Origin of the sequence: Pseudomonas sp. Y39-6 (assembly GCF_023651955.1) — a bacterium.
Taxonomy (GTDB): domain Bacteria; phylum Pseudomonadota; class Gammaproteobacteria; order Pseudomonadales; family Pseudomonadaceae; genus Aquipseudomonas; species Aquipseudomonas veronii.
This window is the reverse complement of record NZ_CP069594.1, coordinates 1,035,287-1,047,924: the sequence shown is the minus strand read 5'-3', so window position 1 is coordinate 1,047,924 and position 12,638 is coordinate 1,035,287. Positions and strand designations below refer to the sequence as shown.

At 64.7% G+C, this 12,638-nt stretch carries 6 protein-coding genes; 2 read left to right on the top strand and 4 right to left on the bottom strand.

What is annotated here, in order from left to right; genetic code table 11:
* Positions 1 to 11 precede the first annotated feature (11 nt).
* Entirely contained in the window at positions 12 to 2,297 is a 2,286-nt protein-coding gene (locus JN756_RS04710) for a TonB-dependent receptor (RefSeq protein ID WP_057005149.1), read from the top strand.
* A gap of 134 nt (positions 2,298 to 2,431) precedes the next feature.
* Positions 2,432 to 4,963: a PepSY domain-containing protein gene (locus JN756_RS04705; RefSeq protein ID WP_201021894.1), complete on the top strand. Its 2,532-nt coding sequence runs from the start codon at positions 2,432 to 2,434 to the stop codon at positions 4,961 to 4,963.
* A 178-nt stretch (positions 4,964 to 5,141) separates the two neighbouring features.
* Here JN756_RS04705 and JN756_RS04700 read toward each other — a convergent pair whose 3' ends face one another.
* The 4 genes from JN756_RS04700 to ptsP form a co-directional block, all read right to left on the bottom strand.
* Positions 5,142 to 6,683 (bottom strand): alkaline phosphatase D family protein, encoded by a 1,542-nt coding sequence (locus JN756_RS04700; RefSeq protein WP_108525348.1) that lies wholly within the window; start codon positions 6,681 to 6,683, stop codon positions 5,142 to 5,144.
* A gap of 130 nt (positions 6,684 to 6,813) precedes the next feature.
* Positions 6,814 to 8,532, bottom strand: coding sequence for a PTS fructose-like transporter subunit IIB (locus JN756_RS04695; RefSeq protein WP_017845455.1), 1,719 nt, complete (start codon positions 8,530 to 8,532; stop codon positions 6,814 to 6,816).
* A gap of 11 nt (positions 8,533 to 8,543) precedes the next feature.
* Complete coding sequence (pfkB, locus tag JN756_RS04690) at positions 8,544 to 9,485, bottom strand: 1-phosphofructokinase (RefSeq protein ID WP_201021893.1); 942 nt, start codon at positions 9,483 to 9,485, stop codon at positions 8,544 to 8,546.
* Complete coding sequence (gene ptsP / locus JN756_RS04685; RefSeq protein ID WP_169863700.1) at positions 9,486 to 12,344, bottom strand: phosphoenolpyruvate--protein phosphotransferase; 2,859 nt, start codon at positions 12,342 to 12,344, stop codon at positions 9,486 to 9,488.
* Positions 12,345 to 12,638 lie beyond the last annotated feature (294 nt).

Here is a 12,638-nt window from a genome sequence, read left to right as displayed (position 1 = left end):
AAGGACACGTCATGTCGCGCACTTGCATAAAAACACCTGCCAGTTCACCACGCCTGCTGGCTTCGGCCATCGGCGTTGCACTCGGCGCCAGCTCTGTCGCCCATCTGGCGCAAGCGGCCGACGACACCGAACAGAAAGGCCAGCGCAACAGCATCTCCCTGGGCGCCACCAGCATCACCGGGGAAGCACAGGACGCCACCTCCTATCAGGTCGAAAAAGCCTCTTCGCAAAAGTACACCGCGCCGCTGGTGGACACGCCGCGCTCGGTCACCGTGGTGCCACAGCAAGTGCTCAAGGACACCGCCGCCACCTCGTTGCAGGATGCCTTGCGCACCGTGCCCGGCATTACCTTCGGCGCCGGTGAAGGCGGCAACCCCCAGGGCGACCGCCCGTTCATCCGCGGTTTTGACGCCCAGGGCGACACCTACCTGGACGGCGTGCGCGATACCGGCGGCCAGAGCCGTGAGATCTTCGACATCGAATCGATCGAAGTCAGCAAAGGCCCGAACTCTTCGTTCGGCGGGCGTGGCTCGGCCGGCGGCAGCCTCAACCTGGTGAGCAAGACACCCCAGGCGCGCGACTTCACCAACGGCGGCTTCACCTACGGCTCCGACCAGACCCGCCGCTACGTGCTCGACGTCAACCGCCAATTCCTCGACGACAGCGCCGCGTTCCGCCTGAACCTGATGAGCCACGAACAAAACGTCGCCGGCCGCGACGCGGTGAATTACGACCGTTGGGGCGTGGCGCCGTCGCTGACCTTTGGCCTGGGCACGCCGACCCGCGTCAACGTCAGCTACTACCACATGGAAAGCGACGACCTGCCGGATTCGGGGATCCCCTACGGTTACGGCTCCGCGACCGCCACCGCCCACGTACACGACAAACCCAACGACGGCGGCGACAGCAATAACTTCTACGGCCTGAAGAGTCGCGACTTCCGCAAGACCCGCGCCGATATCAGCACGGTCTCCGTCGAACACGACCTGAACGACAACATGACGCTGAAAAACACCCTGCGCCATGGCAACACCGGCCAGGACTATATCCTCACGCAACCGGACGACAGCAAACTCAACGTCAACAAGTTCGGTACTGTGTGGCGCCGCGCCAACAGCCGCGTGTCGACCACCGAGACCACCACCAACCAGACCGATCTGTTCGGCAACTTCCACGCGCTGGGTTTCAAGCACACCTACTCCACCGGCCTCGAGTTCACCGGCGAAGAAACCCGTGTCAGCAGCTACACCATCAGCCCCAACGCCAACCCGGTCTGCACCGTGGCCAAAGGCAGCCTGGGCGGCCAATGCACCTCGCTGAGCAACCCGAACCCGGACGACGCCTGGACCGGCAGCATCGCGCGCAACTACAACGGCACCAACACCAAAGCCACCAGCCGCGGCGCCTACGTGTTCGACACCATCGAACTGGACCCGAAATGGCTGCTGAACGTCGGCCTGCGCTACGACACCTTCGACACCGAGGCCAACACCAACGCCACCACCGGGCGTACCAAGATCAAAGACGACAGCCAGTTCTTCAACTGGCAGGCCGGCCTGGTCTGGAAGCCGGTGGAGAACGCCAGCATCTATGCGTCCTACGCCACCTCGGCCACACCGGCCGGTGGTCTGGTCGGTGAAGGCTCCGACGGCAACCCACTGTCCGCCGGCGCCGCCACCAGCGACCTGCAACCGGAAGAAACCGTCAACTACGAGCTGGGCACCAAGTGGGATCTGTTCCACGACCGCCTTTCGCTGACGGCTGCCGTGTTCCGCACCGAGAAGAAGAACACGCGCATTCTGGTGGATGCCCTGACCTACGAGAACGCCGGTGAATCCCGCGTCGATGGCCTCGAACTATCGGCCAGCGGCAAACTCACGGATCAATGGCAAGTGTTCGCCGGCTACAGCTACCTCGACAGCGAGCTGGTCAAATCCGGACGCAACGGGCGCAACGGGGTGCTCAGCGCCGGCTCCAGCGAGGGCAACCAAATGCCCAATACGCCGAAGAACACCTTCAGCCTGTGGACCACCTACGACATCACGTCGAAGCTGACCATCGGCGGCGGTGCGTTCTATGTCGACGAGGTCTACGGCGATGCCGGCAACACCGTGTATGTACCGTCCTACACGCGCTACGACGCCATGGCCAGCTACAAGCTGACCAAGAACGTCGATCTGCAACTGAACGTGCAGAACCTGACCGACAAAACCTACTACGACAAGGCCTTCTCGACCCACTTCGCCAACCAGGCAGCCGGGCGCACCGCACTGTTGACCACCAGCTTCCACTTCTAAACGGTCAACCCGCAGCCAACAGCCCCACGCATCGATGCGTGGGGCTTTTGCGTGTTAAACAACAAAGTTTCTCGACAACCCACGGCATAATGCGCGCCGTGCTACAGATATCCAGATGAGCGAGGCGGTCCGACGTGTTGAAGAAAACCCTGTTCCAGTTGCACTGGTTCTTCGGCATCACTGCCGGGCTGGTGCTGGCCTTGATGGGGATCACCGGGGCGGCGGTGTCGTTCCAGGATGAAATACTGCGCGCGCTCAACCCCAGCGTGCTGAGCGTGGCAAAACTCGACGCCGGGGTACTGCCGCCCGCCGAACTGGTGCGCAAGCTCGAAGCCAGCGAAGGCAAGCGCGTGTCGATGCTGTGGGTGGAAACCGACAGCGGCACCGCCGCACGCGTGTTCTTCACCCCGCCGCCGGGTGAACGGCGCGGCCAGATGCGTTACTTCGACCCCTACACCGGCGACTACATGGGCGACGCCGTCGGCCAGGACGTGTTCGGGTTTCTCCTGCAACTGCACCGTTTCCTGGCCATGGGCGACACCGGCCGGCAAATCACCGGGGCCTGCACGCTGATCCTGCTGTTCTTCTGCCTGTCCGGCCTGTACCTGCGCTGGCCGCGCCAGGTGGCGAACTGGCGCGTGTGGCTGACCCTGGACTGGCGCAAAAAAGGTCGCAGCTTCAATTGGGACTTGCACTCGGTGTTCGGCACCTGGTGCCTGTTGTTCTATCTGTTGGCGGCGCTGACCGGCCTGTCGTGGTCCTACGAGTGGTACAACCAGGGCCTGAACAAGCTGCTGTCCGACGCCCCGCAGAACGAACGGATGCGCAAACGCGGCCCACCGCCCGCGGGCCCGACGCCGGAGGCCAACTACGCGGCGATCTGGAGCAGCATCTACAGCAGCGCCGGCCCCGACCTGAGTGCCTACAACATCCGCATGCCGGCAGTCGCCGGGCAGCCGGCCACGGTGTTTTACCTGCTGAAAAACTCGCCCCACGACCGCGCGCTGAACCAGATCAACCTGGACCCGGCCACCGGCGTGGTGAAATCCCACGAGCGCTACGCCAGCAAGAGCCTCAAGGCTCAATTGCTGACCAGCCTCTACGCGCTGCACACCGGCAGTTACTTCGGCCTGGTGGGGCGGATCATCCTCACCATCAGCGCGCTGTGCATGCCGTTGTTCTTCATCACCGGCTGGCTGCTGTACCTCGACCGTCGCCGTAAAAAACGCCAGGTACGCGATACCCGCGAGCGCCTCAGCGCCAATCACAGCCATGCGCCGGCCTGGCTGATCGGCTTCGCCAGCCAGAGCGGTTTTGCCGAACAACTGGCCTGGCAGACCGCCGGGCAACTGCAGGCCGCGGGCTTGCCAGTGAACGTGCAGCCGCTGGGCAACGTCAGCCAGGACCAACTGCGCCAATCAGAAAATGCGCTGTTCGTGGTCAGCACCTTCGGCGACGGCGAAGCCCCCGACAGCGCCCGTGGCTTCGAGCGCAGCGTGCTCGGGCAGGACCTGTCCCTCAAAGGCTTGAACTACTCGGTACTGGCCCTCGGCGATCGCCAGTACCAGCACTTCTGCGGCTTTGCGCGGCGCCTGCACTTCTGGCTGACCAACCAGGGCGGCACCCCGTTGTTCGCCCCCGTGGAAGTCGACAGCGGCGACACCCATGCCCTGCAGCACTGGCAACAACAGCTGGGGCAACTCACCGGGCACGCACCGACAGCGGCGTGGCCGAGCGCACAGTATGAAAACTGCAGCTTGAACCAACGCACCTTGCTCAACCCTGGCAGTGTCGGTTCGGCTGTGTACCTGCTGGAGCTGAGCGCGCCGTCAGGGCAACGCTGGACGGCCGGCGACCTGGTGGAAATCCTGCCGCGCAACGGCAGCCGGGCCATCGCGCAGTTCCTCGGGGGCCTGGGCCTGGGCCTGGCCGGCAGCGAGAGCGTGCTGATCGACGGCCTGGCCCACACCCTCGACCAGGCCCTGGCCACCCGCCAATTGCCGGACAACCGCGCCCATCTGGTGGGCCTGCATGCCCAGGCGCTGGTGAACGCGCTGGCGCCCCTGGGCATGCGCGAATACTCCATCGCCTCGATTCCCAGCGACGGCGTGCTGGAGTTGATCGTGCGCCAGGAACGTCATCCGGACGGCACACTCGGCCTTGGCTCGGGCTGGCTGACCGAACACGCGGCCCTCGGCTCGAGCATCAGCCTGCGCCTGCGCCGCAACAGCGCTTTCCACCTGCCGGACGCGCCTGCGCCGTTGATCCTGCTGGGCAACGGTACCGGCCTGGCCGGCTTGCGCAGCTTGCTCAAGGCACGCATTGCCGACGGCCAGCAGCGCAACTGGCTGTTGTTCGGCGAACGCACTATCGCCCACGACTACCTGTGCCAGGACGAACTGCAAGGCTGGCTGGCCAGCGGTGACCTGGCGCTGCTGGACCTGGCGTTTTCCCGCGACCAGGAGGAAAAGATCTACGTGCAGGACCGCCTGCGCGAATCGGCGGACGTGTTGCGTCGATGGCTGGCGGACGGCGCGGCGATTTACGTGTGCGGCAGTTTGCAGGGGATGGCCGCAGGAGTGGATCAGGTGCTGCATGAGGTGCTGGGCAGTGAGGCGGTGGAGCGCTTGATCGAACAGGGCCGCTATCGCCGCGATGTCTACTGAGATCCTCTAACCACTGAAGAACCTATGTGGGAGGGGGCTTGCCCCCGATGGCGGTGGATCAGTCAACTCATGGGTTACTGACACACCGCTATCGGGGGCAAGCCCCCTCCCACAGTTTTGACTGTATTCCAAGTCAGTTTTTGACTGCACTCCAATCAGTTTTTGACTGCACCCTCAATCAGACCGGTTGCAGCTTTTGCTCGAACACTGAAACCCCATCCAGATCACGCAGCATCACCGTCAACTCCGCCGTCTGCCCATCGATCTGCACTTCGCCGAAAAACTGGAAACCGGCAAACGGCGAGGTGTTCTGCGCAGGCGGTGCTTTCTCGAACACCACCTGCGGACCAAAGGTTTTATCCAGCGGATTGGGCCCGAAGCTCCCCGCATTCAACGGCCCCGCGACAAACTCCCAGAACGGCTCGAAGTCCTGGAACGCCGCCCGATCCGGATGATAGTGATGCGCCGCGCAGTAATGCACATCCGCCGTCAACCACACATGGTTGCGCACCTGCTGCGCGCGCAGAAACCCGAGCAGCTCGGCGATTTCCAACTCGCGCCCTTGCGCCGGGCCGGGGTCGTTGTTGGCGATCGCTTCCCAGCGCGGTACGCCCGGGCTGACTTCGCCGTCGGGCACGCCGAGGCCGATCGGCATGTCGGCGGCGATCACCTTCCATTGGGCCTGGGACGTCTTGAGTTCGCGCTTGAGCCAGTCCAGTTGCTCTCGGCCGAGGAAGGGTTTGGCGCCGCCCAGGTTGTCATCGTTGGGCCCGCGATAGCTGCGCATGTCGAGCACGAACACATCCAGCAGCGGGCCATAACTGAGCTTGCGATAAATCCGCCCGCCGCCGTCGGCGCTTTGCCGACGCATGGGTGAATATTCCAGCCAGGCCTGACGCGCATGGCCGACCAGGGTGTTGATGTCCTTGGTCTGGTAACGCTCATCGAGCTGCTTGCTCGGCGACCAGTTGTTCACCACTTCGTGGTCGTCCCACTGCCAGATCTGCGGCACTTCGGCGTTAAAGCGCCGCACGTTTTCATCCAGCAGGTTGTAGCGGTAATTGCCGCGATACTCATCGAGGGTTTCAGCGACTTTGCTCTTGGCCTCGGTGGTGATGTTGCGCCAGATGCGCCCGCCTTCGGTGGTCAGTTGCGCCGGCACCGGGCCGTCGGCGTAGATGGTGTCGCCGCTGTGGATAAAAAAGTCCGGCAGGCGCAGGCGCATGGCTTCGTAGATCCGCATGCCGCCGATGTCCGGGTTGATGCCGAAGCCTTGGCCGACGGTGTCGCCGCTCCACACAAAACGAATATCGCGACGCTGTTGCGGCACGCTGCGCAGGTGGCCGAACCAGGGCTCGCTGGCGACGCCGGTCTGGGCGTCTTCGAAGTGCACGCGGTAGAAAATCGCCTGGTCGGCGGGCAGGCCGGTGAGTTCGACGCGGGCGGTAAAGTCGCTGCGGTTGTCGGCCAGCGGCGAGACGAATCGACGTGGGTTGCTGAACACACTGCGGGTGTCCCATTCCACCACCATCCGCGCCGGGCGGTCGCTGCGGCTCCAGATCATCGCGCGGTCGCCGAGCAGGTCGCCGGACTGCACGCCATCGGTGAGTTGCGGCCGGTCCTTCACCGACGCAATCACCGCCGGTGCCAGCCCCGGCAACAACAGGCCCGCGCCGACGGCTTGCATCACGCGGCGACGGCCGAGATCGAAATGGCTCATGCAAGTGCCCTCTTGAGTATCAAAAGGGCAACTAGAACATGCAGGGATGAAGCCGATATGACACCGCCTTCAAAGCCTCGCAGATCTTAATGTGGGAGGGGGCAAGCCCCCTCCCACATGTTCAACGGTGTCAGGCTTGGGCGGGTGTGACCGCCAGTTCCACCGCTTCCGGGCGTTTGATCAGCGCATACACCAACCCCGTCAACACGCTACCGGCGGCAATCGCCAGCAAGTACAGCAGCGCATGGTTCATCGCATTCGGGATCACCAGCACAAACAAGCCGCCGTGGGGCGCCGCCAGTTTGCAGCCGAAGTACATCGACAGCGCACCGGTCAACGCGCCACCGGCGATGCTGGCCGGGATCACCCGCAGCGGGTCCTTGGCAGCAAACGGGATCGCGCCTTCGGAGATAAAGCACAGGCCCAGAATCATCGCGGCCTTGCCGGCCTCGCGTTCGGTCTGGGCAAACTTGCGCCGGGCCAGGAAGGTCGCGATGCCCATGCCGATCGGCGGCACCATGCCGGCCGCCATGGTCGCCGCCATCGGCGCACCGCTGGACGCCGCCAGCAAGCCGACAGAGAACGCATACGCGGCCTTGTTGATCGGCCCGCCCAGGTCAACGCACATCATGCCGCCGAGCAGGATGCCGAGCAGCACGGCATTGGTGGTGCCCATCGTGCTGAGGAAGTCGGTCAGCCCGGTGAGCAGCCGCGCCACCGGCGGGCCTACCAGATAGATCATCGCCAGGCCTGTGAACAGGCTCGCCAGCAACGGGATGATCAGGATCGGCTTGAGCGGCTCCAGGCTTTGCGGCAGGCGCACCGCGCCGGTGATCAGCTTGACGCAGTAACCGGCGAGGAAACCGGCAATAATCCCGCCGATAAAGCCCGCGCCCAACGTCCCGGCCAGCAAGCCGCCGATCATGCCGGGGGCCAGGCCGGGGCGGTCGGCAATCGAATAGGCGATATAGCCCGCGAGCAGCGGCACCATGAGCATGAAGGCCTGGTCGCCGACGGTTTTCAGCGCCGCCGCCAGGGTGCCTTTTTCTTCAAAGGCATGGATGCCGAACACGAACGACAAGGCGATCAACAGACCGCCCGCCACCACCATCGGCAACATGAACGACACGCCGGTCAGCAGGTGTTTGTAGACCCCGGTTTTTTCCGACTTGGCCACCGCCCCGCTCGCCGCGCTTTCCACGGTGCCTTCGGCCAGGGCCTTGTTGAGGGTCGCTTCGGCTTGCTTGAGGGCGATGCCGGTGCCGCAGCGGTAGATCTTCTTGCCGGCGAAGCGCTCGGTGGCGACTTCGATATCCGCCGCCAGCAGCACCACATCCGCCTCGGCAATCGCTTGCGGGCTCAACGGCGTGCGCGCGCCGACCGAACCCTGGGTTTCCACCTGCAAGTCATAGCCCAAGCGCTTGGCGGTCTGCTGCAACGCTTCGGCGGCCATGAAGGTGTGGGCCACGCCGGTCGGGCAGGCGGTGATCGCGACAATACGCGGGGCTTGCTTGGCCGCCACCGGGGCTTCGCTGGCGACATACACCTGAGCCTCTTCGGCGCCGCGCCGCAATACCGCCTCGACGTCCTGCAAGGCCTGCGCCGGGGTGCTCTGATACACACGCTTGCCGACAAACCGCTGCATATCCAGCGGCGTGCTGCTGACCAGCAACACCCACTCGGCAGCATCGAGCGTGGCCTGGGACAACTGGCGTTCCGGGCGCTGCACGTCTACCACTTCGACGCTGGTGCTCCAGCCCTGGCGCTGCGCGGCGGCGTCGAGCAAACGGGCGCACAGCACACTGGTGACCATGCCGTTCGGGCAGGCGGTAACAATGGCTAAATTCATCACAAACCCTCTTATTGTTCTGTCAGCAGGCGCACATGGACGCCGCTTTCGAGACGCGCCAATTGCGCATCATCGCTGATGCCAAACCCGATCTGCGTGACGGCCATCGCGGCAATCGCCGTGGCGCGGCGCAAGGTGGTCTCGGGCAGATCGAAACCGAGCAAACCGTGGAGCATCCCGGCCAGCAGCGAATCGCCCGCGCCGACCGTACTCGCGACGCTGACTTTCGGCGGCGTGGCATGCAGCGCCGTGCCGGGGCTGAACCAGTTGACGCCGTCGGCACCGTGGGAAATCACCACATGCTCGATGCCGCTGGCATGCAAACGCGCGGCGGCCTGGGCCTGTTGGTCGACGGAGTCGGTCGGGCAGTCCAGCGCTTCGGCAAGTTCTTCGGTATTGGGCTTGATCAACCACGGGCCGGCCTGCAACCCGGCGCGCAGGGCAGCGCCGCTGGTGTCCAGGGCAACTTTCAAGCCGAGGTCTTTCAGCAGCACCAATAAGCCCTGGAACCACTGCGGGCTGACACCGCACGGCAAGCTGCCGGCGACCACCACCGCATCGTGCCCCGGGGCGATCAGCGTGAGTTGGTTGAGCAACGCCTGCTGCGCCTGCTCGCTGACCAGCGGCCCCGGCGCATTGATGTCGGTGACGCGGCCATCCTGTTCGGCGATCTTGATATTGCTGCGGGTCTCGCCGGGCACGCGGATGAACGCATCGGCAAACCCACGGCGTGCGATCAGCGCGTCAAAGGCCTGAGGGTTGTCCGCGCCGAGAAAACCACCGACGGTGACCTGATGACCGAGGTCGGCCAGCACCTGGGCGACGTTCACGCCCTTGCCGGCCGCGTGGGTCAGCATCGTCTCGCTGCGATTGACTTCACCGGGTTCCAGGCGCGCCAGGCGTACCGTGAGGTCCAACGCCGGGTTCAGCGTCAGGGTCAAAATCCTTGCCATCTACACGGCCTCCACAAGGGCTCGCACTTCAGCGGGCGAACCCACCGTGAGTGCTTGTTGCGCCAGGCCCTGGGCCTCGCTCAGACTGAATTCTCGCACCCGCGCCTTCACCTCGGGAATGCTGCGGGCCGACACGCTCAACTCATCCACGCCGAGACCGATCAGCACCGGCACCGCCAGCGGGTCGGCGGCCAGTTCACCGCACACACCGACCCATTTGCCATGGGCATGGGCGGCGCGCACGGTGATGTCGATCAGTTGCAACACGGCGGGGTGCAGGCCATCGGCCTGGGCCGACAGCGTCGGGTGGCCACGGTCGATGGCCAGGGTGTACTGGGTCAGGTCGTTGGTGCCGACGCTGAAGAAGTCGACTTCCTTGGCCAGCACCGGCGCGAGCAACGCGGCGGACGGCACTTCGATCATGATCCCCAGTTGCAGGTCGGCCACCGGGATTTCCAGGCGCAGGCGCTCGGTCATGTCCCGCGCAGCGCGCCACTCATCGACGCTGCCGACCATGGGGAACATGATGCGCAGCGGCCGGTTATCCGCCGAGCGCAGCAGTGCGCGCAATTGCGCTTCCATGATCTGCGGGCGTTGCAGCGTAAGGCGAATGCCGCGCACGCCGAGGAAGGGGTTTTCTTCCTCGGCGATCGGCCAATACGGCAGCGGTTTGTCGCCGCCCACATCCAGGGTGCGGACCACCAACGGGCGACCGCCGAGGCCATCGAGCACGCGGCGGTATTCAGCTTCCTGGGTGGCTTCGTCCGGCGCTTGGGGGTGGGCCATGAAAATCAGTTCGGTACGCAGCAGGCCAATGCCTTCGGCGCCCTGCTCCACCGCGCTCGCCACGCCGGCGCTTTCGCCGATGTTGGCGAACACTTCCACGGCGTGCCCATCCCGGGTCAGGGCCGGCTGATGGCGCTGCGCCGAGGCGGCTTGCAGGCGTTGTTCACGGGTGTCGCGTTCGACGCTGGCGCGTTGCAGGGTCGCGGCGTCGGCGTCGACATGCAGGCGGCCGCGCTGACCGTCGAGCAGCAACGGCGTACCGGCGGCCAGCAGCAACACGGCCGGGCCGGCGCCCACCAAGGCGGGGATGCCCAGGGCGCGGGCGACGATGGCGCTGTGGGCGGTGGCGCCGCCACGGGCGGTGAGAATGCCGGCGACGCGGGCCGGGTCGAGGCGCGCCACATCCGACGGGCCGACTTCGTCCATCACCAGGATGTAGGGTTCGTTCGGTTCCTGGACGGTTTCGACACCGCACAACTGCGCCAGCACACGGCGACCGATGTCGCGCAGGTCGGCGGCGCGCTCGGCGAGCAAGGCGTCCTGCAACGATTCCTGCTGCTTGGCGGCGGCTTCGATCACGCTCATCCAGGCGGCTTCGGCGCTTTCACCCTGCTTGAGGCGGGTGTCGACGTCGTCGGTCAGTTCCGGGTCGTCGAGCATTTCCTGGTGGGTGATGAAAATCTCGCGGATCGCCTTGGCCTGGCTGCGTTCGATCAGGCCCTGGATATCGCCGCGCACATCGGCCAGTGAGGCGTGCAGGCGCTGGCGCTCGATGGCCGAGGACTCGCCACGCAACGGATAGTCGAACGGTTGCAGCACCTGGATATGCGCCGGGCCGATGGCGATGCCCGGTGCGGCGGCGATGGCCTGGATCTGGCTGCCGGCCAGGGGCGCGCTGAGCGTCGGTTCGAGCACCACGGCGGCGGCTTGCACACTCGCGACAGGCAGCGGCTCGACCTCTTCGCCAAGCCCCTCTTGTACCGCGGCCAGCAAGGCAGGCAGCGCATCGTCGGCAATCGTCGGCTCTGCGACAAACTCCAGCACCTGGCCACGCCGGGCGCCGAGGCTGAGCAGCTTGCTCAGGCTTTTCACCGACACGGCGCCCACCGCGCCATCGACGATGCGTACACGAATATCGCCGTCAAAACTTTTTGCCAGTTGCGCGAGGATCTTCGCCGGCCGCGCGTGCAGGCCATGGGCATTGGCCAGGGCGATGCGTGCGCTGGGCCAGTCGGGTGGCAGCTCGCCGCCCAATACTTCAAGCACCGCACGGCTGCTGGTGGCGCGGCCCAGTTCCTGGCCACGCCCTTCAATCAACAGCGCACACAGGCGTTCGAGCAAGGTCTGGTGCGCTTCGCCGAGGCTGGCCAGGCAGAACAGGCCATTGAGGGGCTGGCCGAGGTAACGCATGGGTTTGTCCGGGGTGACAAACGCCAGCCCCGGGCGCTTGACGGTCTGCTCGCTGTGCAACCACCACAGGCCATCGCCCAGGGGCAGCGCATCGACCTGCTGCAACACGGCGGCAAAGCCATTGCTCACACAATCGGCCTGGCGCAGCAGGCGGGCGCCACGCCACACCAGCTCTTCAAAATCATCGGCGGACACACCGAGCCCGATCATTTGCGCGTCCAATGCCAGTTCCTGCGGCGCGCCCTGCAACAGTTTCAGCAGGGCCTCGGCGGAAGCGGCGCGGCGCAGTGCCTGGCCCAGGTCGGTTTCCCCAAGGGCGCGGGTCAGCAATTGCAGCAGGCGCAGGTGTTCGTCGGATTTGGCGGCAATGCCAATGGCCAGGTAGACGATCTGGCCATCGCCCCAGTCCACCCCTTCGGGGAACTGCAGCAGGCGCACGCCGGTGGAAAATACCTGATCGCGGGTTTCGGGGGTGCCGTGAGGGATCGCGATGCCTTGACCGAGAAAGGTCGAACCTTGGGCTTCACGGGCTTGCAAGCCGCTGAGATAACCCTCGGCGACCAGGCCGTCGGCCACCAGTTTGTCAGCGAGCAGGTGCAAGGCAGCAGATTTATCCACAGCCGTCTGGCCCATGGAAATCTGCTCTATGGTGAGCTCAAGCATGCCGTTCTCCTAGTTAGTGCGTCGGGCGCACTAGGTATTGTTTTGAATAAATCAGTCTAAAGTCGTTCATGAACAAACTGACTGAGCAGTCGGTTGGCAGTAGCCACTCAGTAGCGAACATCGCAAAAATACGCCTGCTGAAACGTTTAATCTAGAATTCGTGGCAGATTACGCGTTAATTGCGCATCCTTGAAGACCCACTCGGCACTTGAGCTGAGACATTGGTCGTCTGCAGTAATCGGTTACGATTGGACAAAATGTCGGGGCAAGCTCCAGAAAACAAGGAAATCCCGG

Coding starts and splice junctions, on each gene's coding strand:
- JN756_RS04695 (WP_017845455.1), bottom strand. CDS start 8,532: ATGAATTTAGCCATTGTTACCGCCTGCCCGAACGGCATGGTCACCAGT.
- JN756_RS04700 (WP_108525348.1), bottom strand. CDS start 6,683: ATGAGCCATTTCGATCTCGGCCGTCGCCGCGTGATGCAAGCCGTCGGC.
- pfkB (WP_201021893.1), bottom strand. CDS start 9,485: ATGGCAAGGATTTTGACCCTGACGCTGAACCCGGCGTTGGACCTCACG.
- ptsP (WP_169863700.1), bottom strand. CDS start 12,344: ATGCTTGAGCTCACCATAGAGCAGATTTCCATGGGCCAGACGGCTGTG.
- JN756_RS04710 (WP_057005149.1), top strand. CDS start 12: ATGTCGCGCACTTGCATAAAAACACCTGCCAGTTCACCACGCCTGCTG.